The sequence below is a fragment of the Photorhabdus namnaonensis genome (assembly GCF_001684335.1).
Lineage (GTDB): Bacteria > Pseudomonadota > Gammaproteobacteria > Enterobacterales > Enterobacteriaceae > Photorhabdus > Photorhabdus namnaonensis.
The window spans coordinates 171,847-198,665 of record NZ_LOIC01000018.1; the positions used below are offsets into that span (position 1 = coordinate 171,847).

The 26,819-nt window shown below is 44.5% G+C and carries 17 protein-coding genes, 1 other RNA gene and 3 pseudogenes; 8 read left to right on the plus strand and 13 right to left on the minus strand.

The features are described 5' to 3' along the window. Nucleotides 1–691 precede the first annotated feature (691 nt). From Phpb_RS02990 to Phpb_RS03000, 4 genes and pseudogenes are all read right to left on the minus strand, one after another. Nucleotides 692–1,150 (minus strand): DUF637 domain-containing protein, encoded by a 459-nt coding sequence (locus tag Phpb_RS02990; protein ID WP_065389111.1) that lies wholly within the window; start codon nucleotides 1,148–1,150, stop codon nucleotides 692–694. Between the two features lie 30 nt (nucleotides 1,151–1,180). Then, nucleotides 1,181–1,522, minus strand: coding sequence for a hypothetical protein (locus Phpb_RS02995; RefSeq protein WP_065389112.1), 342 nt, complete (start codon nucleotides 1,520–1,522; stop codon nucleotides 1,181–1,183). 13 nt (nucleotides 1,523–1,535) lie between these two features. Beyond that, the gene (locus tag Phpb_RS27480) at nucleotides 1,536–4,184 is read right to left on the minus strand and encodes a DUF637 domain-containing protein (protein ID WP_420848323.1); all 2,649 of its coding nucleotides are present in this window, start codon (nucleotides 4,182–4,184) and stop codon (nucleotides 1,536–1,538) included. A gap of 108 nt (nucleotides 4,185–4,292) precedes the next feature. Continuing rightward, nucleotides 4,293–10,442: pseudogene (locus Phpb_RS03000) on the minus strand (two-partner secretion domain-containing protein); the annotation flags it as partial. Between the two features lie 652 nt (nucleotides 10,443–11,094). On the opposite strand from Phpb_RS03000, the pseudogene Phpb_RS26500 reads away from it, so the two are divergent. From Phpb_RS26500 to Phpb_RS03020, 5 genes and pseudogenes are all read left to right on the plus strand, one after another. After that, nucleotides 11,095–11,805 (plus strand): annotated as a pseudogene (locus Phpb_RS26500) (transposase). 235 nt (nucleotides 11,806–12,040) lie between these two features. Continuing rightward, nucleotides 12,041–12,601: a Panacea domain-containing protein gene (locus Phpb_RS03010; RefSeq protein WP_065389114.1), complete on the plus strand. Its 561-nt coding sequence runs from the start codon at nucleotides 12,041–12,043 to the stop codon at nucleotides 12,599–12,601. Further along, nucleotides 12,601–13,002, plus strand: coding sequence for a hypothetical protein (locus tag Phpb_RS03015; RefSeq protein WP_065389115.1), 402 nt, complete (start codon nucleotides 12,601–12,603; stop codon nucleotides 13,000–13,002). The genes Phpb_RS03010 and Phpb_RS03015 overlap by 1 nt, the downstream gene beginning before the upstream one ends. A gap of 63 nt (nucleotides 13,003–13,065) precedes the next feature. Continuing rightward, on the plus strand, nucleotides 13,066–13,236 hold the full coding sequence (locus tag Phpb_RS25835) for a hypothetical protein (protein ID WP_165603263.1): 171 nt from the start codon (nucleotides 13,066–13,068) through the stop codon (nucleotides 13,234–13,236). After that, a pseudogene (locus tag Phpb_RS03020) lies at nucleotides 13,217–13,399 on the plus strand (transposase); the annotation flags it as partial. The gene Phpb_RS25835 and the pseudogene Phpb_RS03020, both read left to right, overlap by 20 nt. 219 nt (nucleotides 13,400–13,618) lie before the next feature. Here Phpb_RS03020 and gcvP read toward each other — a convergent pair. The 7 genes from gcvP to Phpb_RS03055 all read right to left on the minus strand — a co-directional run bounded on the left by gcvP (nucleotide 13,619) and on the right by Phpb_RS03055 (nucleotide 22,933). After that, nucleotides 13,619–16,495, minus strand: coding sequence for an aminomethyl-transferring glycine dehydrogenase (gene gcvP, locus Phpb_RS03025; protein WP_065389117.1), 2,877 nt, complete (start codon nucleotides 16,493–16,495; stop codon nucleotides 13,619–13,621). Between the two features lie 87 nt (nucleotides 16,496–16,582). Beyond that, nucleotides 16,583–16,975: a glycine cleavage system protein GcvH gene (gene gcvH / locus Phpb_RS03030; RefSeq protein ID WP_065389118.1), complete on the minus strand. Its 393-nt coding sequence runs from the start codon at nucleotides 16,973–16,975 to the stop codon at nucleotides 16,583–16,585. 121 nt (nucleotides 16,976–17,096) lie between these two features. Next, nucleotides 17,097–18,191, minus strand: coding sequence for a glycine cleavage system aminomethyltransferase GcvT (gene gcvT / locus Phpb_RS03035; protein ID WP_065389119.1), 1,095 nt, complete (start codon nucleotides 18,189–18,191; stop codon nucleotides 17,097–17,099). A 358-nt stretch (nucleotides 18,192–18,549) separates the two neighbouring features. Continuing rightward, entirely contained in the window at nucleotides 18,550–19,770 is a 1,221-nt protein-coding gene (gene ubiI / locus Phpb_RS03040) for an FAD-dependent 2-octaprenylphenol hydroxylase (RefSeq protein WP_065389120.1), read from the minus strand. Nucleotides 19,771–19,808: 38 nt separating this feature from the next. Next, on the minus strand, nucleotides 19,809–20,987 hold the full coding sequence (ubiH, locus tag Phpb_RS03045; RefSeq protein ID WP_065389121.1) for a 2-octaprenyl-6-methoxyphenyl hydroxylase: 1,179 nt from the start codon (nucleotides 20,985–20,987) through the stop codon (nucleotides 19,809–19,811). Nucleotides 20,988–20,994: 7 nt separating this feature from the next. Next, the gene (pepP, locus tag Phpb_RS03050; protein ID WP_065389122.1) at nucleotides 20,995–22,311 is read right to left on the minus strand and encodes a Xaa-Pro aminopeptidase; all 1,317 of its coding nucleotides are present in this window, start codon (nucleotides 22,309–22,311) and stop codon (nucleotides 20,995–20,997) included. A 46-nt stretch (nucleotides 22,312–22,357) separates the two neighbouring features. Next, entirely contained in the window at nucleotides 22,358–22,933 is a 576-nt protein-coding gene (locus Phpb_RS03055) for a YecA/YgfB family protein (RefSeq protein ID WP_065389123.1), read from the minus strand. Nucleotides 22,934–23,118: 185 nt separating this feature from the next. Between Phpb_RS03055 and zapA the strand changes: the two genes are divergently transcribed. The 3 genes from zapA (at nucleotide 23,119) to Phpb_RS03070 (ending at nucleotide 24,378) form a co-directional block, all read left to right on the plus strand. Further along, nucleotides 23,119–23,448: a cell division protein ZapA gene (gene zapA, locus Phpb_RS03060; protein ID WP_065389124.1), complete on the plus strand. Its 330-nt coding sequence runs from the start codon at nucleotides 23,119–23,121 to the stop codon at nucleotides 23,446–23,448. A 110-nt stretch (nucleotides 23,449–23,558) separates the two neighbouring features. Then, nucleotides 23,559–23,745, plus strand: a non-coding RNA gene (ssrS, locus tag Phpb_RS03065) — 6S RNA. 36 nt (nucleotides 23,746–23,781) lie between these two features. After that, nucleotides 23,782–24,378, plus strand: coding sequence for a 5-formyltetrahydrofolate cyclo-ligase (locus Phpb_RS03070; RefSeq protein ID WP_065389125.1), 597 nt, complete (start codon nucleotides 23,782–23,784; stop codon nucleotides 24,376–24,378). 105 nt (nucleotides 24,379–24,483) lie between these two features. Here the strand turns inward: Phpb_RS03070 and serA are convergent, their stop codons facing one another. Together serA and rpiA are read right to left on the minus strand one after the other, a co-directional pair. Further along, nucleotides 24,484–25,725, minus strand: a complete 1,242-nt coding sequence (gene serA, locus Phpb_RS03075) for a phosphoglycerate dehydrogenase (protein ID WP_065389126.1) — start codon at nucleotides 25,723–25,725, stop codon at nucleotides 24,484–24,486. A gap of 273 nt (nucleotides 25,726–25,998) precedes the next feature. Next, on the minus strand, nucleotides 25,999–26,658 hold the full coding sequence (gene rpiA / locus Phpb_RS03080) for a ribose-5-phosphate isomerase RpiA (protein ID WP_065389127.1): 660 nt from the start codon (nucleotides 26,656–26,658) through the stop codon (nucleotides 25,999–26,001). Nucleotides 26,659–26,819 lie beyond the last annotated feature (161 nt).

A 26,819-nucleotide genomic window follows, 5' to 3' on the forward strand; every position in this document is an offset into this window, starting at 1 on the left:
AAAACTATCGTTAAAACTATCGTTAAAACTATCGTTAAAACTATCGTTAAAACTATCGTTAAAACTATCGTTAAAACTATCGTTAAAACTTTATACCGATTAACCCAAGAGTTAAGACAATGTTTTTTAATTTTAATAACAGCCTAAAGCCTAACTATTATAAAGCCATCAGTGAAAAATGAAAAACAAAAATTGATTTTATTAATGCTTATGTCTGCTGGGAAAAACGGAAAAATAAAAACATGAACAAGTTAATTAGATAATCTATTTTTCCAACAGGAATCGTCTTTAATAACGCCTAAAACCAAGGAATAAACTTTTTCATAAACCAATTAAATCATCAATCATGAAAAATCTGAATAACAAAATATTCAAATAAATGATTTAACGGCATACGAATTAGATTACTTTCAGCGTTATTATTTTATATTTATTATACAAAACCGTGATAGCTTAAATCAGCCTTACACTGTTTTAACCCATCTAATAACATCTCTCTTTTACTATTTAATTTAAACCATTTCTCTTTTTATACCGTCAGTGTGATTTAACGCTAAAATCAATTTAATATCATTATTTTTCCGAGTTGTTTTCACTCGCTGTTAACAGTTAAACACCTGTCTAACCGTTATCACATTTCTGATTTATTAATCCTAAAAACTTTAACCTTTGTTGATAGAATAAAGCGTTATTAAGTATTAAAGAAAAGCTGATTAACCGACAATACGTTATTGAAAGTTTTAGGCAATTTAAGAATATTCCTTATTTTTAAAAAATAATCCATGATTATATTTGATATTTGCGATTCTGAAACACCTATTTTGGAAAAGTCATTTACATGGCGTTCTACAATATGTTGGAACCCCGCAGATGAATTACCTTTCTCAAGAAACACTATGTCGCCAAAGGTTTTATCCAGTGTGATGGCAACCAGTTCTGCGGCTGATGCGCCCACTGCCGCCCCTTTAGCATCTCCACCGCCAATTTCCGCCGCTAGCGCAGACACTGCGGCATGACTAATCGCTTTACCCGGAACATCCAGAATCTGCCCCTGATCACCAATCAGTTTGGCACCCTCGACGTTAATTTGGCATAGTGAACTACACTCCCGAATGTTATATGCTTGTCTAACATTCGGGAGGCAGTTCAAGTTAGGCGGGGATTCATAAAAAATAATTTATTAAATTATAACCTTCTGCTTATTTTCATCTTCAAATAAAATTAAAACACTACCCTTCTCCAAATAAGTTTTATTAGCTATCAATGATAAGTTTAGATCAGCCAAAATAATCGGCATCGCATAATATAAATATTCCCCCCCAACCAAAACACCAAACACTTCATCTTGTTCAATTATTTGATTTATAACTTTTTCTGTTAAAAATATTTTCTGATTTTCTTTACTCCCTTCAATAGTATTTGACTCAGAAATATATCCAGATAACTCATTGTTTTTAGTAAAGACAAATAAATATCCAATGGAAGTGACATCATCAGATTTGTTAATTAATTTATTACTCATCTATTATTCCTTACTATTTCTTCGTATTTGTTGTAATAGCTTGCCCCATGAATTTCTCTTTAAACTCATTGATTGGAGTAAAGTACTGCCTTCCTAATGCTGGATCTCTAATCGCCACAACTTGCTGACCATTCCTTACGGTTATACCGTCTACAACAATAGCGTGGCCACCTCGATCCAGCTTCATTGCCACTATCGCTGGATGCCCGTTTGATGTAGCTTTAGCTAAGTCTTCAACTGAAATTTTTGATGTAAATTTAGCATCCGTTAAGCCTTGATTTCGCATTGCAGATGCAAGATCATTCATCCTTGCTCCATTAGCTGTAACTTTTGCATCTGTTATTAACTTCCCTAAATCATATTTCAATCCCGCCGTATCCATAATCATTGCACATGAATTTGGTCCGCATGTTGGTAGCTGACCTTGATTTAAAACTAAACGATCACCATTTCTTGGAATGCTGGTACTTGCTGGATTACCAGGCTCAAGATTTCCTACATTTTGCCCCGTCGTCCCCTTTGCAGCATATAACTTCTCATTTTCAATCAAACTAACTACGGCATCAGTGTCAGGCTTAGCATTTCTTAACAACGGTTTTGAGGTATTACTCAATCCTTCAGCCAGATTCTTCGCACCTTCTTTGGTATTACCTAATACTTTTACCGTTCCAGCAGCCAAAACACCCGTCCCAACCGCCGCTTCTGGCGCAACCGCATCAGCGACAAAAATACCCACGTTATTCAGGCATAGCGCCGGATTGGTTTTACAACCTTCAAGCGCAACACGCCCCGCGGTTGCTATTTCAGCCGAACCCGCAATCAGTATCTGACCGCCATAAACCAGCGCGTAACCGCCTGCCGCCACTGCGGTGACGGCAATCGCGGCATTCCGCCGCGCAATAACGCGCTCTTCCGCAGCTTTATCCCCTTTTCCTGCCGCTAAGATGTCTTTTTGATTATCTACCGATAACTGATACAACATATGTTCAGTCATGTTATTTCGATAGACAAGCTCTGCGCTGTTCGCCGCACTGTAAGCGCCTTCCGGGGTATGGCTAATCAGTGCGCCTGACAACGCCCCGACAAATTTGGCGGTCTGGGCCTTAACTTCATTACCCGTCAGCGCTTCCTGAAGCTTATGGATTTGTCGCTCGGTTTCATTCTTATACGCCGGTTCAAATAGCCTGCTTTCCATTGTGATTGCCGCTAATTCAGCCGCCAGCGCACCTACAACAGCCCCTTTGGCATCCCCACCAGCAATTTCAGCACTGATGCCTGCCACAACCGAATGGCTCAATATCTTGCCTGAGTGGCCTAAAACCTCCCCATTATCCCCAATCAGTTTGGCGCCTTCCGCATTAATCTGATTACCAATATTACTCAACAATGCGGTTTGCAGATTATCCGTAAAACTGCCGCCGTTAATCGCCGTCCCTATTGTTGAACTCACCACGGATTGCGCCGCCACACGCTGGGCCACCTGACTCCAGTTATTATTACTCAATAAGGGAAGCTGCGCTTTTATCGGATCGACAACGCCTTTTCCCTCCACTAATTTTCCCCATCCCATCGTGTGGTCTAATCCCCCTAATGCGCCACCCACGGCTATTTGGGTAACAAGGGATTTGATTGAATCGCGCTTCGCTAAGGCTGCCAGTGTCTTGGTGAGATCCCCTTTATTTTCAACTAAGGCCACCGCCGCCTGCGAGGTCAACCCTATCATTCCGCCATAAGCCGCCCCATAAACCGCGCTCGCCGTAGCTCCCGTGGCGCCTGTCGCCCCCACGGCGCCACTTCCTGCCCAAGCCGCCAGGCCCGAACCCGCCGTGACCGCCGCAACCGCAATCGCAATCACCGCACCCACAACCGGATTCAAGCTTTCGCTTTTTTTGTCCCAGCTACTGTAAGCGTCCTTAACCTGATTCCACTGGACATCATCGCAGCCTTGAAGATTTTTTAACCATTCGGTGCCGGGGGTGCTACCCAGTACTCCTAACGCGTCTTCCAGTAACTGCCCCTCTTTTACTTTCACATCCGCATTGATGCCTTTCGCCGCATCCACCGTCAGCGTACCGCCAACATGCACTGACGGGATTATCCAGGTCTCTTCACGATGACCTTTATCGCGCTGTGTAATAAAAAAGCCTTTTGATGTCGTGATGGTCTGCTCAAAATCAATATTGGGCATCGCCTTGAAGTTCACTTTCCCTGTCTGGCTGGTGATTTTCGCGTTTTTACTGGTCTCTATCCGACTCGCTTCCAATGTCACCTCATCTTTTGCCATCAGGTTAATATCACCCCCGGCCGTAAATTCCGTGACTTTGTTGGTCTTCTTGATTTGTATTCGATGTTCTGTTTTAGACCCAAACACTTTACACGACTTTATGGGGCCAAAACCTTTACAGCTTTTCTCTGTTTCTTCCCGTTTATAAACTTCCTCCATTGCTTGCGCATAGAGAAAGCCGCCTGTTGCCGCGATATCCATTACACCCTTGGCGATTAATTCCGTCGCCTGGAATAAAATACTGCCTTGGGAGCGAATCGTTAATGCGCCGCCACTATTCAGCCGGCTGGCGTGTTGCGTAAAGCGCTCAATATTCCCCTCGCGGATAAATTCTTGCCGCGATTCAAAACGAACATTTCCACCCGCGGAAAGCCGCATATCATTGCCGGATGTCAAGCTGGCCCCGGATGTCAGCAGGTTGCCTGCCGCAACTAATGTGAGATTTTGGGCCGCGTTGATGGCGCTGGCAGCATAAAGGTACTGTTTATCGCCATCATTAATCGGCGAATATTTCCGGGCAGAGAACAGTAAATCCCGGCCAGCGTTAACCGATACATTTCCTTTAGTCGATGTTAATCTCGCGATACCAGCGATATCGCCCCCCGCACTGAGTTGCAGGTGATCACCCGCGGTAATTTGCGTACCTAATTCAGCGAATTTGTCTAATCCATCTAATTCGGATAAATAAAACAAGCTCTCTGGCGTATTGGGGCGAGAGATATCAATATCACGGCCCGCACTGAGCATGACTTGTTGCCCCGCCCGGATACCAGCTTGCCGCAACATTAAATCATTTCCCGCAAACAGATTAATATTGCCCGCAGCGTTCAATTGGCTTCGACTGGCATTCAGGTTACGACCCGCACTTAATGTCAGGTTTTGTGATTTATCCAACCGGGTACCGGAGAGATCCAGATCGTTGCCTGCTGAAATCCGCAAATGATTATCGGCCGAAATTGAGGCCAATAACTCATGAGACCGATTCCGTCCCATTTGGATGTCGCCTTCCCGCACCAGAAGTTCAACATTTTCTCCCTTTAACTCTGCCTGACGGGCGGTGATATCTTTGCCCGCAATTAAGGTCAGATTTTTATTTGCCGCTAATTTAACCCCGTCAGCCTTAATTTCATGACCCGCGTTTAATGTCATATTGTTGGCTTTATCGAACAAAAGATCCTGGATATTCAGTTCGTGTCCCGCAAACATCTGCACATTATTGCTGGCCGAAATACGCGAATCATGCCGGCCCATTTGAATGTTGCCTTCGCGCGTAAGCAGTTCAATATTTTCTCCCTTCAACCCGACTTGAAAAGCCTCAATATCTTTACCTGCAATCAAGGTCAGATTTCGCTTTGCCTCCAGTGTATTTTGGCTGGCATTTATTCTCCGTTCAGCGATGACGGACAGATCATTGTCCGCCTTGAAGTATCCCATGCTGATAATTTCACCGGCATGAAGCAGAATATTTTTCGCCGAGATGAACGCAGTTCCGTTGAATTGATTAATAAAATCAGCCACCACATTCAGATCGGCTGAGAGTTTATCGTCCATCCCGCTGTTAAAGTCGTGACCGGTTAAGATGAGATTTTTCTTCGCATGAAACTGGCTTTGGCTGTTATCCAGTTTTGTCGCATTGATATAAGCGTTCATTCCCGCAGCGACGCTGGCATTCCAAGCATTATTTAACGCTTTTGTGCGAATAATAATATCCCCGTTATGGGTTTTCAGCGTCGCTGAAGTGTTGTTAATTTCAGTGCTTAAATTACCGCTCGCGTCTTTTTGCAACCAGAGATGGTTATTTGCCTGAATCAGTCCCTTATTCCGATTGTATAAATGGTCGATAAATAACCGCATGTCACCTTCTGCGATAATCTTACCGGTGTTGTTCAAGGTGTTCGCGGCAAGCGTGATATCTTTGCCTGCCTGTACATGACTCGGTTCCGCCGTTTTAATGCTTTTACTGCTAACGGTTATGTCTGTTTTAGCCTGCACATTTCCTAGCGTCACCTCTCCATCAGCGGTCAAACGGATGTCGCCTTGCGTTGCGGTCAGGTTGGTCAGGTTAACTTCCTTACCCGGTTCGGTACTCACCAGACGGATTTTATTAGCATACATTCCCCCCAATGATCCGGTATCAATCGCTTTCCAAGAGGTATCACCCTCGCCTGCAATAGGGACCAAGGTCCCGCGTTTGAAATCAATCCGGTTGGGGCCTTGTGTCAGTGTCAGGTTTTTCGCCTGCACTTTGCCGTTAAGTATCGTGGTCCGGCTGATAATATCGACATCATCCTGCGCCGTCGCATCCAGCCCCTTTTCATCAAAGGTTATGGCGCCTTTTTTCACTGCTAAAGCCGCTAACGCGCCCTCTTTATCAAACACCGGCTTACCCGTCGATAAGGTGACAGCCGGGGTATTGATAAAGCCACAGCCATTACAGGTTATGCCGTTCGGGTTGGCAATGAGGACATTAGCTTTTTGCCCCGCCACTTCCAACAGGCCCTGTAGATTTGAGGCTAAAGTCCCCACCACTTCATTAATAATCAACTCAGCCGATTGACCGTTAAAGTGAGGGTTTGCCCCAATTTGTCCCGCCAGTATGGATTGGGTAGTATCGGTAGCATTATTGAGCACCAGCCCGGAAGCCCCAACATTCAATTCCTGATAACGGTTATGTGAAATACCTCGAGAATTAGGCGCCGCAATATGGATAATAGCCAGGTTATTTCTCACGGCAATCCGCGTTCGTTTATCCGCCAGTTGAATCCCGGGTATGCCACCGGCTATTTCTGGAATATTGATGGTCAGTTGGGGGGCATTGCCTAATGCAAGATCAATCAACGCCGAAGTCACCGGGGTATATTTCCCGTCGGCTAAGTGCAACGCGGTACTATATTGGGCGACTGTGGTCGCGCCTTCTGCCGATAATGCTGTCTCCTTCATATTGCTGCCGGCAATCAGGGTTAAATTGTTGCCGGCAGTAACCTTGCCAATATTAATCGAGCCGCCACTGGTCAGGGTAATATCTTTCCCGGCGGTCAGGGAAATCCCATCCAAATTTATCCCCCATCCAGCATGAAGATCAATATTCTCATCCGCTACCAAAGGCTGATTAGTATTAACCCAACCATTACCTGCTAAAAAGATATTTTTCGCCCGGTTAATTAGCGTATCTGAAAGCGATATTCCCTGTTCAGACAGAATATGTAATGTATTAACCGCAGAAATAGTAGATAGCGCCTGTGTGCCTGCCGCAGTGGGATTATCTCCTCCAGATGAAACATAAATACCACCACCGCTGGAGATTAAGGTAATGTCATGACCTGAAATATCAGTGCCACGCACCGTAAGACTTTTCTCTGCCTGTAGCTGAACCTGGTTCCCGGCGGTGACATTTCCCCCATTTAAAGACAAAGTTTTCGCTTTAATCGCGACATCACCGTCGGCGCCAATTCGTCCCCAATTCTGCAATGTATCGGTTGTCAATATCAGATGCTGACCGGCTTGCACATGACTTTGTTTCGCCGTTTCAATGTCTTTACCGTTAACGGTGATATCCGTTTTAGCCTGTACATCCCCCAGAATTACCTTGCCATCCGCCGTCAGACTGATGTCGCCTTGCGTTGCCATCAGGTTGGTCAGATTGACAGCCTTACCCGGCTCGGTACTCACCAGACGGATTTTATTGGCATACATTCCCCCTAATAACCCGGTATCAACCGCTTTCCAAGGGGTATAACCTTCCTCTGCAATAGGGACAAGGGTCCCGCGTTTGAAATCAATCCGGTTGGGGCCTTGTGTCAATGTCAGGTTTTTCGCCTTTAGTCTACCGTTAAGCTTAGTGGTCCGGCTGATGATATCGATAGAATCTTGCGCCGTTGCATCCAGTCCCTTTTCACCCAAGGTGATGGCGCCTTTTTTCACTTCCAGAGCCGCTAATGCTCCCTCTTTATCAAACACCGGGCTCCCGGTCGATAAGGTGACAGCCGGGGTATTCACAAAACGACAGCCATTACAGGTAATGCCGTTCGGGTTGGCAATGAGGACATTGGCTTTTTGCCCCACCACCTCCAACAGCCCTTGCAGATTTGAGGCCAAGGTCCCCACGACTTCATTAATAATCAGTTCAGCCGATTGACCTTTGAAGTTAAGATTGGCACCAATTTGGCCCGCCAGTAGAGACTTCGTATCATGGGTCGCGTTATTAAATACTAATCCCGAAGTGCCAACATTAAATTCCTGATAACGGTTATGTGAAACACCACGGGCGTTAGGCGCCGCAATATGAATAATAGGGCGATTGTTTTTCGAGGTGATCCGTGTTTGCTTATCCGCCAGTTTAATTCCCGGTACTTTTCCTTCTACTTCTGAGGAGTTTATGGTCAGTTGAGGAGCATGACTTAACGCACTTCCAATCAGCGCAGAAGTCACCGGCGTATATTTCCCTTCAACTGAGTTATACTTCCCCGCCGGTGAATGCAACTCTGCGTTGTTTTTGGTGATGGCAGTTGTCCCTTTTGCCAATAACGTTGCCTCAGTATCAATAATGTCACCACCGGTATTAATGGTTAAGTTATTGCCGGCCGTGAAGGTACTTTTTATTATCGGGAATTGAAATTGTGGGTAAGACTGTTCGTCTTCCTCGTCATCGGCATTTTCATAATGTTTTTCATAGTCATCTCCATGCTCATTTGAATATTCATAGGGGTCCTCTGCTATTCTTTTGCTAATATCAAGCGTGCCGCCACTGGTCAGAGTGATATCTTTCCCCGCTGTTAAAGAAATACTTCTCAGATCGATAATCTTTCCTGCATGGATCTCAATATTTTCATCCGCTTGCAATTGGCTAAGCTGGCGCAGACGCTGATTAATTAATGCTTGTTTAGCGCCGTCACTAAGTGGACTCTGTTCATCAATTAAATCACCAGAGGCATAAATCTCAAGCTTATCATTGGTTGCCAAAAAGATATTTTTCGCCCGGTTAACCAGGATATCTGCAATATCAATAGGACCATCGGCGATAATGCGTAATAGGTTATCAGCAGAAAGCGTGGTTAATACCCTTATTCCTTCCGGGGTATAATCGTCCCCAGAGACAACAGACAGCATTCCCCGGCTGGCAAGCAAGGTCACATCACGACCGGAGATATCATAGCCATTCACATCAAGGTGTGACTTTCCATCCAGCATGACATGGTTCCCGGCTTTTAAATTCCCTTGTCCTAAATAGATTGTTTCTGCGTCAGCGGTTAAGTTTTGTTCTGCCCTCATTGACGCACGACTCACTAAATCTCGGGCAGTGAGAGAAATGTTTTTCCCGGTGATTAACGCCAGATCCGTGGGTTTCTTTCCCGCTTTAAAATGTTCTTTATCAAAATCAAAACGAAATGTATCTTGAAATGTCGCCGTCAGATCCCCACCAGCACTCAGTTTACCGATGATATTCTGTTGACTGTCTTTTATCGCTTTGGTTGAAAAATTTTTACCTGTCAGGGTGAGGTTTTGCGCCGCGCTTAACTCGCCAACATTATTTATCTCGTTAGCAGTGATGCTGTTGTTTTTACCCGCGGTAATAATAGGGTGACTTTTCTTGGTCAGGTTTACATTATCCAGTTTAGTCGCTTTAATCGCGACATCGCCACCCGCACGGATTTGACCTTGATTGCGCAGTGTCTCGGTAGTCAATCTCAGATGTTGACCCGCTTGTACATGGCTTTGTTCTGCCGTTTCAATGGCTTTACTGTTGATGTTGATATCGGTCTTAGCTTGTACCTCCCCCAAGATAATTTTACCCTCAGCGGTTAAACTGATAACGTCTTGGGTTGTGGTCAGATTGGTGAGATTAACCCCAACCCCCTTTTCAGTGGCAACCAGTCGGATTTTATTGGCATACATGCCGCCTAAAGCTTTGGTATCAACCGCTAATTGCGGTTTTTTCCCTTCTCCGGCGATAGGTTTAACCGTGCCGTCTTTCAAGCTGATACGGTTGGCCCCCTGAGTCAGCGACAGGGTGTCAGCCTGAATTTTTCCATTTAATTCCGTTGCCCGGCTGATGATATCGACATAATCCGTCGCCTTGCCGTCCAGCCCTTTGCCGCCAATGGTAATCTGGCCTTTTTTCACTTCCAGTGCTTCTAGTGCGCCCTGTTGATCAAATTGCGGTTTACCGGTGGTCAGGGTTGCGCCGGTGGTATTAATAAAACCACAACCATCACAGGTAATGCCGTTAGGGTTGGCAATCATCACGTTGGCTTTATTGCCAACAATTTCCAACTGGCCTTGCAGGTCAGAGCGGCCACTGCCGGTGACTTCGTTAATAATCAGTTCCGCCGCTTTGCCTTTCAGGTTAGGGTTCGCGTTAAGTTGCCCTGCCAGTTGCGATTGAGCCGTTTGTGTCGCGTTATTAAGTACGGCTCCCTGAGTGGCGACATTGAATTCTTGATAGGTATTGTGGGATATGCCCGCATCATTCGGCGTGGCGATATTCACCACCGGCACATTGCCCTGATTTTGTACCTGTGTGCGGTTGTTATCCGGTGTTATGCCGACAGCCATAGCCGGGTGCAATGGCTGGATTGCCGTCAGGTAAATTAAAAGATAACTCGTGACCCTAGCCATCGAGTTGTGGCGTTTATCCATCGTACTGTCTCTTTTCTTAATTTAAGTTCTTGGTCTGACCGGGACAGACTTTCTGCCCCTTCAAATTTAATCCGGTGAATCGTGTGGCAAATAGATTTCAATGCATCCGGTGTTGAAACATGCGTCCATTTGGATATTGCCAGCAGGATAAGTGCTGCCAGACCGCGGTGATAAAGCGATAATCTTTCCATAGAAAATATTGATAATTTTATAGTGACATAATAAAACTATTCTAATGATGAATTATTTGTCTGTCTAAATCATCAGTATAAAATGTGATCAGGATCAGGATTTTTAATCTTGCTAATGGAGAATCTGATATATTAAATGCCAGAAAATCACGATAAGGCTGGAGATATTGAGTGGTGACGGAATAGAAGGAAAAGAATCACTCTCGTACTACTCGCCGTGTTTCCCTGTTTCAATAGAAGAGACACTCATAGGAAAACTGAATTTATGTGGTTTCTAAGATCGGGAATTTCATACAATAATAAATTATTATATTAATGATAGTTTCAATTTTTTATTAATAAAATATTATTACCTATAAAAACTTATTTAACCTGAATTCTGGATAAGAAATTGACGGGAAGCCTGTTCTAGGAGCCATGTTTTGGTGAACGCCGAAAACAGCTCTGAGGAGGAACAGGCTATGAACAACTTAGTTGAAATTTTCTGTGATGTCGACGATTTTTGCCGTTTTTTCATCCCGCAATGGGAGCCGTTTTGCCTCGATAACGGATACCGCCTGCGCCGCCGACAAGGTCACATGTCTCCCAGTGAAATCATGACCATTTTGATCCTCTTTCACCTGTCACATTATCGTCATTTTAAAGCCTTCTATTTGGAATGCCTCTGGAAATATCACCACAACGATTTTCCCACCTTGCTCAGTTAGACCCGTTTTGTCAGTGTCGCCCCTTCCGTTTTGGTGCCACTATGCAGTTATCTGACTCAATTAAAAGGGAAACCCACTGGAATTGCTTTTATTGATTCCACCCGTTTGCGTGTTTGTCATAACATCCGTATTCCCCGTCACAAGAGTTTTGAGGGGATAGCAAAGGTTCATATTATCCTTGACGGAGCCGGTTACCACCGAAGCAGGCTGGTAAAAGACTGGGCTTATGTGATGAATATTGAGCTTCATTACTTACCGCCATACAGCCCGAATCTGAACCCGATAGAAAGGCTGTGGAAGGTGATGAATGAACAGGTCAGGAATAACCGTTATTTCGCCTCGGCGACCTTGTTCAGGCAGGCAATCCATCGCTTTTTTACGGAAATATTACCGGAACTTGCCGGGAATCTGTCGTGCCGTATTAATGACAACTTCCAGGTTCTGAATCCTGCATCTTCAAGTTAAGCGGGTATATACCGAAGATCAACAGTGATCATACAGCAACATTTTGTGTTGGTTGCTATACATTTTTTAGCCTAAAGATAAAGAATTTTTAAATCTTTAATTCTTTATATATCAGGCATATAGTTTTTAACCCATTGACTTTATTAGAATTAACCTTGTCAGGGTTGCACTTTTAGACGTACACTATATGTGTAAATTGCCAGTCTGGTATTTCGAAAAAGTCTTGGAGGTTTCTATGTTTTGCGAAGAAAAAGTAGCTCAAATGGCTGCCTACCTGCTGCATAAGCGCGGCGGGCGCATGGCATATCTAAAACTTATGAAGTTGCTTTATCTGGCAGATAGGGTATCTATGAATGACTATGGCTACCCTATCACTGGTGATCGAATGGTATCTATGCCTAAAGGGCCTGTTTTATCGCAAACCTTAAATTTAATTACTGGAGATTACTCCAGTGATGAATTTGGATGGGGGGCGTGGATTCAAAGTGAAAAGAATTATGAAATTTCACTCAAACGGAAAAATGTAACAAGAGATGATTTTGAATCTCTTTCTGATGCTGAATTAGGGGTTCTGGATGCCATTTGGGAACAGTTCGGTCATATGAGCCGCTTTGATATTGTGGAGTATACCCATAAACATTGTACTGAGTGGCAAGATCCAGGTGGTAGTTCTTATCCTATTTCACCGAGTTCTGTTTTTATTGCTGTCGGTAAATCACCAGAAGTTGCTGAGAAATTGGCGCGAGAGTTAATAGAAAGGCAACAACTGGACTGTTTTCTTCAAGGATTGCGGTGATGCCGGGTAGGATTTTAAGGAAAGGAAGTTTACTTATCCCATCCGGGTATACAGATCACTTATATATTATCTGCTGCGATCCAGTTTTTTACCCTAAAAAAACTAAGGCATGTTTTCTAGCTGTAAATATCAGCTCTTTAAAACCGGACATACCGTATGATCATACATGTATATTAAATTGTGGTGATCATCCTTTTATTAGACATCCGAGTTTTGTTTTCTATAGTCGTGCTGATATTTTTGGTTCAGTAACAGTTGAGCAGCATATGGCTGCTGGTGATATTAAAATCCATGAACCATGTGATGATTCTGTTTTTAATCGGATTCTTTCTGGGTTTGATATATCTCCGCATGTAACTTTAGAAATTCGAAATTTCTATAAAAAATATTGTATTAACTAAATTTCGTTTGAAATATTAAATTCAAGGCTGCATTTCGGTGTAGCCTTTTTTTATGGATGGAATATGGCAAAAGTAATCAAAGGTCAAAAAGGCGGTGGCGGTAAGCAGAGAACCCCAATTGAAGCCCCGGATTCAATTCAATCAATATCTAAAGCCAAGCTACTAATAGCTCTTGGTGAAGGTGAATTTGCTGGTGGGTTAGATGGTACCAATATTTATTATCGAAACAATTAATGGGCAATTAAAGACAATTTCTCAAATAGAACATTCTCGCCACCGAAGTATAAAAGGATTTCTGTTGACCGTTTTAGGTGGCCTGATTGCTTATTGCCTTAAATTGAAGAAACCATCACTGAAAGTTTTCTACTCAGAAGAAGATTTTTCAGTGACGGCTTAAACGAAATTCGGGTTATTTAAATAAAATATCAATAAAAACATTTTATTAAATAAAAATATCGATAATGAAAGATACTATTAGATTAGAAATAACATGTAAAATTTGGGAAAAAAAGGCATTAAATATATAAAATAATTTTATATTTTAATCGACTTCGCCAGTAAATATAAATAATAGCAACACCAGTTATTATACTGGTGTTGACTATTATATTAGTGATTATTGATAATCACTGACAGGTGCGCAGGAACAATGCAAATTACGATCACCGTAAACATCATCAAGGCGTTTAACCGCAGGCCAATATTTATTGGCTTTGGTTTCCAGGGTTGGGAAAACCGCAGTTTCACGGCTGTAACTATGGCTCCAATCAGAAACCAGTTCAGCTTGTACGTGAGGCGCGTTAACCAATGGGTTATCTTCTAATGACCACTCACCTTTTGCCACTTTGCCAATTTCAGCACGGATCGCCAGCATGGCATCCACAAAGCGATCAATTTCCACTTTGCTTTCTGATTCCGTGGGTTCCACCATCAGCGTGCCAGCAACCGGGAATGACATGGTTGGCGCATGGAAGCCGTAATCAATCAAGCGCTTGGCAATATCCATCTCGCTGATACCAAACTCTTCTTTCAACGGCCGAATATCCAGAATACACTCATGCGCCACATAACCGTTATGACCGGTATACAACACGTCATAATCATTCTTTAAGCGAGCGGCAATGTAGTTAGCATTCAAAATCGCCGTCTGACTTGCCTGTTTCAATCCTTGTGAACCCATCATACGGATATACATCCAGCTAATCGGCAGAATAGAAGCACTACCAAATGGCGCCGCTGAGACAGCTCTCTGTTCAGTAATGCCATCCATTTGAACTACCGAGTGTCCCGGTAAGAACGGCGCCAAATGAGCTTTTACGCCAATCGGCCCCATTCCTGGACCGCCGCCGCCATGTGGGATACAGAATGTTTTATGTAGGTTGAGGTGTGAAACATCCGCACCGATAAAACCTGGCGCGGTGATGCCAACCTGCGCGTTCATATTCGCACCATCAAGGTAAACCTGACCACCATACTGATGAATGATTTCACACACCTGACGGATCGTTTCTTCATATACGCCGTGGGTTGATGGGTAAGTCACCATGATGCAGGAAAGTTCGTCACCGGATTTTTCCGCTTTTTCACGCAGGTCCGCCAGATCAATGTTGCCCTCTTTATCGCAACTCACCACCACCACTGTCATTCCAGCCATATGAGCGGAAGCCGGGTTAGTGCCATGCGCAGAACTGGGGATTAAACAGATATGACGATGCCCTTCTCCACGGCTTTCATGGTAACGGCGAATAGCAAGCAGACCCGCATATTCACCCTGCGCACCGGAGTTTGGTTGCATACAAACGGCATCATAACCTGTCAGTTGCACCAGCCAGTGAGATAATTGGCTGATCATTTGCTGATAACCCTGCGCTTGCTCTGGCGGGCAGAATGGGTGTAGTTCATTAAATTCAGGCCAAGAGATCGGTAACATTTCTGCCGCGGCATTGAGTTTCATGGTGCAAGAACCCAACGGGATCATGGCCTGATTCAGTGCTAAATCCCGGCGCTCAAGACGATGCATATAGCGCATCATATCCGTTTCGCTGTGATAACGGTTGAAATTTGAATGCAGAAGGATTTCATCACTGCGCAACATGGATGCAGGAATGGAGCGACTTTCCGTCATCAGTTCTTGATCCAGTGCTTCAACATCTAGTTTGTCATCGGCGCCTGTCAGCACAGAGAACAATTTAATCACATCATCACGACTGGTAGCCTCACTCAATGTGATACCCACCGCGCCGTAAATATCGGTACGCAAATTGATTTCAGCTTTGTCTGCCCGGGCTAATACTGCTGCTTTATCAGCGACTTCAACCGTCAGCGTATCAAACCAGGTTTTGTAACGCAGAGTGAACCCGGCTTTCTGTAACCCGGCCGCCAGTATGTCAGTCAGGCGATGAATACGGCCCGCAATACGTTTCAGCCCCTTCGAACCATGATATACCGCATACATCCCGGCGATATTCGCCAACAACACCTGAGCCGTACAGATGTTGGAATTGGCTTTCTCACGACGGATATGTTGCTCGCGGGTCTGCATTGCCATGCGCAGTGCGGTATTACCGGCCGCGTCACGGGAAACGCCGATAATACGTCCCGGCATGGAACGTTTGAATTCATCACGGCAGGCAAAAAATGCCGCGTGGGGACCGCCATAACCCATTGGCACCCCAAAGCGCTGGGCAGAACCAAACACAATGTCAGCCCCTTGTTTACCCGGCGCGGTCAAAAGCACCAACGCCATCAAGTCAGCGGCGACACTGACAATGATTTTGCGCTGTTTCAGTTGTGCGATCAGATCAGCATAATCATGAACTTCACCGGTTGTGCCAACCTGTTGTAACAGCACACCAAATACGCCTTCCAGCTCCAAGACTTTTTCTGCTTTATCCACAATCACATCAAAGCCAAAGGTTTCCGCGCGGGTACGAACAACGTCTAGTGTTTGGGGATGGATATCATCAGCAACAAAGAAACGGTCAGCATTTTTTAGTTTGCTGGTACGTTTTGCCATCGCCATTGCTTCCGCCGCCGCGGTAGCCTCGTCCAGTAGAGAAGCAGAGGCAATATCCAAACCCGTCAAATCGATCGTCACTTGTTGGAAATTCAACAGTGATTCAAGGCGACCCTGAGAAACTTCTGGTTGATAAGGTGTATAAGCGGTATACCAGCCAGGATTTTCTAATAAATTACGCAAAATAACCGGCGGAAGTACAACAGGCACATACCCCATGCCAATATAGGATTGGTAACGCTTATTTTGGCTGGCAATCGTTTTCAGTTCAGCTAGCGCTTGCTGTTCAGTCGCACCACCGCCAACATCGGGTGGCTCTGGCAACGCGATATCACGGGGAACAATTTTCTGTGTTAACTCATCAAGGGAACTTGCTCCCACTGTCGCCAACATCTCTTTTTTCTGTTCGGCGGAAGAGCCAATATGACGGCGAATAAACTCGCCCTGATTCTCGAGTTGGCTTAATGTCTGGATCATTTGTGACTAATTCCTGAAGCTGGCCGGAAATGGCATACAAATAAAAACGCCCTGCTCACAAGGTGAAACAGGGCGACGGTAAGCATATTATTCTTCTTCGTCCAGAAGTGCCTGATATCCTTCGGCATCCAGCAAACGCGAAAGTTCACTTTCATCAGAGGCTTTAATACGGAACAGCCAACCTTCGTTATAAGGCTCGCTGTTAACTAATTCGGGCGAGTTATTTAGCGCTTCATTAACGGCAATAATTTCACCACTCAGCGGCGCATAGATATCAGAAGCCGCTTTTACTGATTCAACCACCGCGCAATCATCGCCAAGATTGATTTCACCACCTATTTCCGGCAGATCAACAAAGACCATATCGCCTAGCAGCTCCTGTGCATGCTCGGTAATACCTACCGTGTATTCACCATTTCCTTCTGCACGAACCCACTCATGTGATTGAGCATATCTTAACTCTGCGGGTACATTACTCATTACCATCATCTCCTTCAATGCTAGAACCTACCCCGATTAGGCTATTTTGTGCTGCTGCGCCAATCATGCTTACCGGGATAAATTGCTATTTACTCATCAAGTTATTATTCGATAAAAATGACTATACGAGAGGCTTACCCGCCCGTACAAAGCTAGGTTTGACTACCTGAACCGGCATTTCACGATTGCGGATTTGGACAACCGCCTGTTCACCAATCCCCTGCGGCACTCGGGCAAGGGCAATACTGAATCCTAATGTTGGAGAGAACGTACCACTGGTAATAACGCCAGAATGTAAGGTGCCCATCTCATCAGTAAAACTAACTATTAAGCCACCACGTAACACACCCTTTTCTCTCATCACCAAGCCAACTAGCTGCTCAACGCCCTCTTCACGCTGCTTTTCTAGCGCTTCACGACCAATAAACTGGCGATCTTCGGGCTTCCAAGCGATTGTCCAGCCCATGTTAGCCGCAAGGGGAGAAATGGTTTCATCCATTTCCTGTCCATAGAGGTTCATACCGGCTTCAAGCCGCAACGTATCACGCGCACCTAATCCCGCAGGCTTAACGCCGACACTCAGCAATTTTTGCCAGAAATCCACAGCCTGCTCTTTTGGCAACGCCACTTCATAACCCGCTTCACCGGTATAACCCGTTGTCGCGATAAACAGATCGCCCGTCTGAACGCCAAAGAAAGGTTTCATTCCGGCAATAGTCTGTTTTTGTTCATCATTTAATAGAGACTCTACTTTTGCCTGAGCTTCAGGCCCCTGAACCGCAATTAATGCCAGATCATCACGAACCTGAACATCAACCGGGTAACTCGCTACATGTTCATTAATCCAAGCCAGATCTTTCTCACGAGTCGCAGAATTGACCACCAATCGATAAAAATCATTGCTAAGGTAATAAACAATCAGGTCATCAATAACACCGCCAGAAGCATTAAGCATCCCGGTGTATAGGGCTTTACCCTTTTCTGTCAGTTTAGCAATGTCATTTGCTAGCAAATAACGCAGGAAATCACGGCAACCAGTACCATGCAGATCCACAATCGTCATGTGGGAAACATCAAACATACCGGCATGAGTGCGGACAGTATGATGCTCATCCATTTGTGAACCATAATGCAAAGGCATCATCCAGCCATGAAAATCTACCATACGCGCACCACAAGCCAGATGCTGGTCATACAATGGAGTTTGTTTTGCCATTATTTCTCTCTTTTCATTTCCTGCATGAAAACATACCGCGTATTAACCGACAGATACTGTGAATCATGAACAAAGAGCGGCTAAAAAACGCGACGCAAACGATATCTTAAAATAAAAGTTATCACTGAAAACCAAAATGAACCATAAGTAAAAATAGGGTTCAATCCCGTGACCGTCAAAAAACGTGTTATGAGTATGCAGAATTTTCAACTATTAAAATGAGTCATAATACTCAAAATTAACAATTAACTTTAGAAAACACTCATTTTCTGTTACAAGCTAACTGAAATATGAATAAAATCACCTGTTCATATTTCAGCAAGACATGAGAAAAAGTTATCGATAAGCAGAGGCTAAATTAGATTTTTTCAGCCGAATAGAGCCAGTCCGGCAAATCATTCAATCCCATTGCCTGACGAAGTAATTTAGGTTTAATTCCCGGTAAATTATCTGCCAGAGACAACCCGACATCCCGCAAAAGCTTTTTCGCCGGATTATTGCCATCGAATAATTGACGAAAACCTTGCATGCCCGCCAGCATCACCGCAGCGCCATGTTTACGACGGCGTTCATAGCGACGTAAATAAAAGTGCTGACCGATATCTTTTCCCTGACCATGTAAACGACGCAATTCACCTATTAGTTCAGCGACATCCATAAAGCCCAAATTCACTCCCTGTCCCGCCAATGGGTGAATGGTATGAGCGGCATCGCCCAACAGGGCCAGACGATGAGCCGCAAAATTACGGGCATAACGACCGGTCAGTGGAATGGTCAGACGTTCACTCATCAGTTCACATTGACCAAGGCGCAGATCAAAATCTACCGCCAATTGCTGGTTGAAACGCTTATGATTAAGCTGTTTGTACTGTTCTGCGATTTCACCCGGTAGTGACCAGACGATAGAACACAAATGGGGATCGGCAAGGGGTAAAAACGCCAAAATACCCTCACCATAAAAGACCTGACGGGCAACCCGGCCGTGCGGCTCTTCGGTGCGAATAGCGGCTACCAACGCATGATGTTCATAATCCCAGAATGTGAGAGGGATATCAGCATGTTGACGCAACCATGAATGAGCGCCATCAGCGCCAACAACTAAACGAGCGGTTAACATGCGACCATCGGATAAAGTCATAAAAGCTTCATTTTCACCCCAAGCAACCTGTTGCAAAGCCGCCGGCGCCAACATAGTCACATCAGATAATCTGTCTGCTTTTTTCCATAATGCTTCACGAATAACCCGGTTTTCAATGATATGCCCAAGATATTCCAGCCCATGTTCAGCCGCGCTGAACCGAATACGGCCAAAGCTATCCCGCTCCCAAACTTCCATTTCCTGATAAGGACTGGTACGCATATCCAAGATATGTCGCCACACACCAAGATGCTGTAATAGGCGCTCACTCGCTGCATTAATCGCAGAGACCCGCAAAGCATACTCTTCTCCAGCAATAACGGGTTGAACAGGCGGATAGCTCTCTACCACCGCCACCCGCAAGCCACTGCCTTGTAAGCCACAGGCAAGCGCTAAACCAACCATACCGCCACCAGCGATAACCACGTCAAATGATTGCATAATATAACGTCCTCTTACTTTGTCTGCTTTATCCGCGGTTACCTTTGGGCGACCCAACCCAAAGTCTGACGGGCCAGTATCTCCCGCATAGGAGAGCACTTTTCCATCATCATCAAGCCGACGTGACGTCCGATTTGTAATGGAAAATAACGATTGGCAAATATCCGTATCAATCCATCAGTAATATCGATGGTGTTTTCCCGATCTAAAACTCGTTGTTGTTGATAATTGGCCAGAACCTGGTAAGTACCAATATCCTGCCCAGCCGCAAAAGCCTCAGAAACAATCTGAGCCAGTGTCATCACATCTCGCATGCCAAGATTGAAACCCTGACCTGCAATTGGATGTAATGTTTGCGCGGCATTTCCCACCAGCGCCAATCGGTGGCTAATTTGTTGATTTGCAGTAGATAGTGTCAATGGATAACTATGACGCTGACCCGTTTCCAATATTTTCCCCAGTCTCCAGCCAAATGCTCGCTGTAACTGCCGAATAAATTGATCATTATTCCAACCCGCTATCTCCTTTTTCCGCGCCAACTGATGGCACCATACCAGCGAGCTTCGTCTCCCAGACATTGGCAACAAAGCAAGTGGGCCATGTTCTGTGAAACGTTCAAATGCACTGCCTCGCGGATGCTCCGAAGTCAATACATTAGTAATTACAGCAACCTGTTCATAAGCGTGCCGTTGCCACTGAATATTACAAGCACGACCAATGGCAGAATGGCTGCCATCTGCCGCTACCAGCAATTCACCTTGCAGCCGCTCGCCACTGTCCAAAGAGACAGCGACCGATGACAGGGTTCTTTCAACAGCCATAACCTTGGATGGGCAATATAACGTGACGCCAGGCGCATTTTTCAGTAATCCGAACAAACACTGCCCTGCATCATACAACTCGATAACATTGCCTAAAGCTGGAATGTTATATTCTTTCGCATAAAGGTTCACAAACCCTGCATGACCACGATCACTAACATGAACGTGAGTTATCGGTATCACATACTCTTCCAGAACAGACCAAACGCCAATCTGTTGTAAACGCTGGCAAGTACCGTAAGCCAGCGCTATCGCTCTGGCATCAAAACCGGGATGTTTCCGCTCCGGCTCTGCTGCTTCAATCAGGGATACATGAATCCGCCCCTTACTCAGGGAAGATATCGCCAGCGCAAGCGTCGCGCCGGTCATGCCTCCACCAACGATAATCACGTCCATTCTTAACTTAACCCTGTTTTGCTTTCGCCATCAGAGCTTCAATCTCATCAGCTTCTTTAACTACACTGGCTGTCAGGTTTTCATTACCTGTTTCAGTGATCAAAATGTCATCTTCAATACGGATACCGATACCACGATATTCCATCGGCACATCGGCATCCGGTGCGATATAAAGCCCCGGTTCAACAGTCAATACCATTCCCGGTTGCAAAATACGGTCACGCTCTACACCATAGTCACCGACATCATGCACATCCAACCCTAACCAATGACTCAAACCATGCATAAAGAACTGACGATAAGCTTTAGTTTCGATTAAATGTTCAACTTCACCATGCATAATGCCTAGCTTCACCAACTCTTCCACCATAATCTGCACGACATGTTTTGTGACTTTGTTGATGCTGGTCCCCGGCTTATACAATTCCAATGAAACATTGAGCGTTTTCAGGACGATATCGTAAATTTCACGCTGAGCACGGGTAAACTTGCCATTGACAGGGAAAGTACGGGTGATATCTCCGGCATAACCCTGATATTCACAACCGGCGTCCACCAACACCAAATCACCCTCTTTCATTCTACTTTCATTCTCGGTGTAGTGCAGAATGCAGCTATTTTCACCACTCCCGACAATCGTGTTGTAAGCAGGGTAGCGAGCACCTTGATGAGTAAATTCGTGATGAATTTCGGCTTCCAGTTGATACTCAAACATGCCTGGACGGCAAACTTTCATCGCGCGCATATGGGCCTGCGCACTGATTTCACCTGCCCGGCGCATCATTTCAATTTCTGCCTTAGATTTGAACAACCGCATTTCATGCACCCAAGGGCGCCAGTCAGTTATCGTTAAAGGCGCTGAAAGATTACGACGACCGCCTTTTCTTAATATATCCAACGCATGGAAGACAATTTCATCGGCGTAAGCAAATTCGCCCTGTGCGTGATAAACCGCATCCAAACCATTCAGCAACAGATAAAGCTCCTGCTTGATATCATCAAAAGGCAAAGCGCGATCAATACCTAGTTTTTCCGGCGCCGCTTCTTGCCCAAGACGGCGACCAAACCAAATTTCCGCAGTCAAATCACGCGCTCGATTAAAGAGCACGCTATGATTATGCTTATCATCACTCTTAATTAATATCAGCACCGCTTCCGGTTCATTAAACCCAGTCAAATAAAGGAAATCGCTATGCTGACGATAGGGATGTTCATTATCTGAATTTCGTGGCGCAGTCGGGGCAGAAAAAATAATCGCTGCGCTGGCCGGAGCCATTTTTGCCAGTAAAGCCTGACGGCGGGATAAATATTCTTGTTTGATCATACCCTCTCCTGCGACTTATAATTATTTTGCGTTCAATAAACACCAATTAATGCAATGTTGGTTTGTCATTTTTTGCGATTAAAACAGTTTTAGGTTCAGTAAAGGCGATATAGCAAAGCTGTGCAGCCACCCGCACATATTCAAGGACCTCTTCCAATGCCTGAGCCAACTCTTCTTGATCATCACCTTCTTCATAACCAAGCAGAGCGATATTGCGCAAATCGCCAATAATCTCACTGATCTCTTTTCTATCCGCGAATTTCGGTTGAGCAACACCTAATCCCAGTAGAAAATGGTTAACCCATCCCGCTAATGCATCTGCGCGTTCAAACACATTATCTTCCTCATCTGGCAGCAATAAACCGAATGCGAAATTATTGTCATCCAATGATTCAAATGTGATTTCACGTAATTCACGCAATTGTTGAGCTAATGGATGGGAAAAAGCCAGCCCATCATTCGCTAAATCATGAACTAAGACCTGCCAGCTACTGTCGCGATTACCGCCGCATAGCAGGCCGCTAATCAACCCATGCATCTCCGCTGCCGTCAGCGCCACTGACTGTTGATGCAATATTTCGTCAAAAGATTGATAATCTGGTAATGAATTCTGTATAGACATGTGTATTGGTCATCGTTGACGGTGTAAGTTCATGCTATGCTACCACCAAGGGGAGTCGCTATACCAGACAACAACCTAGCTAATCGTTAGTTGTCTGTCGGTATCGCGTTATAATGATTGGCGCCGGTTTCAATTCTATAATTCAGAATTAAAACCGGAGCGCAGTAATAAGTCAGGAAGGGGTCATGTCTGCACAACCGGTAGATATCCAGATTTTTGGGCGGTCACTACGTGTCAATTGTCCATCAGAGCAAAAAGAAGCATTACTGGCTGCGGCTGTGGAACTTGAACAACGTTTAGAAGATTTGAAAGAGCGCACCAGAGTAACCAATACTGAACAACTGATTTTTATTGTGGCATTGAATATCTGTCACGAATTGGCACAAGAAAAAGTGAAAACCCGTGACTATGCCTATAATATGGAACAGAAAATAAAGATGCTTCAACAGACTATAGAACATGCATTAGTGGAACAGGGTCGCATCACTGAGAGCACTATTTCACCAAACGAATGAATTCTATTGATAAATCATACATTAGTGAGTGAATCATTCGAGAATTAGTTGCTTTCTGTGTTTAGTTTCATACAATAGGTGTCATAAAGTTGCTTACAAGCACTGAATAAATTTCTCTGAGATGTTCGTTAACGGGGAAAGTCCCCTGAGCCGATATTTCATACATTATAGAATGTGGTGCTCCGTAGTCTGGTGTGCATGCTCGGTTCGGCCGAGAAGCCTAAAAGCTGCGACGCTGCGTTCACCTTGAACCAAGGGTTCAAGGGTTACTACCTGTAACGGCATCTTGGAGAATCTCAACCTTAATCGCTGCTGCTATCTATCGCAGGTTCTATGCAATCAGAGTCCCTATTATCACTCAGACAAAGCATTAGAAAGAAAATACGCCAGCAACGCCGTGCACTTACTCCTGAGCAACAATCGCTGTTTGCAAGACAAGCTGCTGAGCGAGCAATCAACCACCCCCAAATTTGCCAAGCCAACAAGATCGCTCTATTTCTTTCGTTTGATGGTGAACTCGATACCCGTCCAATGATTAACCAACTCTGGCAGCAAAATAAACAGATCTATCTGCCCGTACTACATCCTTTCCGTCATCACCATCTGCTGTTTTTAAACTATCAACCCAATACCCCACTTGTCAGAAATCACTTCAATATAGAAGAGCCGCCGCTAGATGTTAGGCAGGTTTTACCGTTATCAGAGCTGGATATTATGATAATCCCGCTGGTTGCTTTTGACCGCACAGGTCAGCGGCTTGGCATGGGAGGCGGCTTTTACGATCGCACACTGAGCCAATGGCAACAAAAAAATTTCTATCCGATAGGTCTGGCGCATAACTGCCAGTTAGTCGATACACTACCAACGGCCGAATGGGATATTCCATTACCAGAAATCATCACACCTGAAAAAATCTGGCATTGGCAGTAAAAAAAATAGGCGCCTTATACAAAACGCCCATTTATGACATCTCAAAATATACCCTATGGATTTCAAGATGCATCGCGGAGGCAACTTGAAAGATAGCGGGTATAATCAGTAAAGCAGACGAGAACGGATAGTACCCGGGAGTGCTTTTAGTTTCTGAAATACCATTTCAGCTTGAGCCGGATTTTCAGTCACAATATCAATAACCACATAACCCATATCCCCACTGGTACGCAGATACTGAGCGGCAATATTGATATCCTGTTCAGCAAACACTTGGTTAATACTGTTCAATATACCCGGCCGATTTTCATGAATATGCAGAAACCGGTTGGTATCATCAGCATGAACAGGAAGAGACACTTCTGGGAAGTTTACTGCCGATAAGGTAGAGCCATTGTCAGAGTATTTCGCTAACTTTCCTGCGACCTCATAACCAATATTTTCCTGCGCTTCCTGGGTAGAACCACCAATATGCGGCGTCAACAACACATTATCAAATTTACACAACGGTGACTCAAACGGATCATTATTGGTTGCCGGTTCAATGGGGAACACATCCACAGCCGCCCCTGACAAATGTTCACTTTCCAATGCATCGCATAATGCCGGGATATCCACCACCGTCCCACGTGAAGCATTGATCAAGATAGAACCCGGTTTCATCAGTGTAAGTTCGGTTGCACCAATCATATTTTTAGTTGATGGCGTTTCTGGTACATGCAAACTCACCACATCACTCATATTCAGTAATTCTGACAAATGACGTACCTGATGAGCATTACCTAATGGCAATTTGTTTTCAATATCGTAAAAGTAGACATCCATACCGATATTTTCAGCCAGAATACCAAGCTGAGTACCAATATGACCGTAACCGATAATTCCCAGTTTTTTCCCACGCACTTCATAGCAGCCTTTAGCCTGCTTATCCCACTCTCCTCGATGCGCTTTCGCATTCGCTAAAGGGATACGACGCAGCAGCAGCAGCAATTCGCCAAGGACCATTTCAGCAACAGAACGAGTATTAGAAAATGGCGCATTAAAGACAGGGATACCACGTTTTGCCGCCGCTTTTAGATCAACCTGATTGGTGCCAATACAGAAACAACCTACAGCAACCAATTTTTCGGCTGCCTGAAAAATATCTTCGGTCAGTTGTGTACGGGAACGGATACCAACAAAATGGGTATCACGAATCGCCTCTTTTAACTCCTTGGAATCTAACGCTCCCTTATGATATTCAATATTGCTATAACCGGCTGCTCGCAGATTTTCTACCGTGCTCTGATGCACGCCTTCCAATAGTAAAAATTTAATCTTATCTTTTTCCAGAGATACCTTAACCATTTATCCTGCCTATTGTTACGCTTCGTTACATTTAAGATTCATTCTCTCAACATAACAAAAAAAACGAACACAGCAATATAAACGATTGCTATTCCTGTCACATAAGTCTTAACAAAGTAGTTATTATGCGGAATAAAATGATCTGAAAAAGAACAAAATTAGGATTTAGATTAAATAACCATCAGAGATATGAAATATATCACTAAATTCTTCACCTATTTTAACAGTGAAAAAATTTTTAAGGGCGAAGAACTTCGCCCTCTATGAATAATATTATTGAGTGATGGTTTTCACTCCATCAAGTGTTCCCATCAATATAATATCCGCACCACGGTTAGCAAATAATCCTACAGTCACCACACCTGAGATACGATTAATTTTATTCTCTAACTCAATAGGATCGAGTATGGCTAGATTATGCACGTCAAGGATCATATTGCCGTTATCAGTCACAACATTCTGACGATATTCTGGCACTCCCCCCAACTTAACCAATTCACGAGCAACATAGGCGCGAGCCATTGGAATCACTTCTACCGGCAGAGGAAATTTACCTAATACATCAACTTTTTTAGAAGCATCAACAATACAAACGAATTTTTTCGCTATTGCAGCAATGATTTTTTCACGCGTTAATGCAGCGCCACCGCCTTTAATCATCTGCATATTGCCATTGATTTCATCCGCGCCATCAACATAGATATCAAGGGAATCCACTTCATTACAATCGAATACAGGAATGCCCAAGCTTTTTAACTTCTCAGTAGAAGCCTCAGAGCTGGATACTGCCCCTTCAATCTGATCTTTAATGGAACCGAGGGCATCAATAAAATGTGAAGCCGTTGAACCTGTCCCCACGCCCACAATGGTTCCTGGTGTAACAAATTCGAGCGCCGCCCAACCTACTGCTTTTTTCAATTCGTCCTGAGTCATATCAATTCATTGCCTATATCAGTTACAAGGAAAGACCTCGGCTAGTATAAACTTTGATAGCAACAAAGAAACCGCAATTCAATTAAAGTTGAATAGGATAAGTCACGGGAAATATAAGATTAAATGATGCCAAAACCCGCCATATGGCGGGCGAAAAAAAA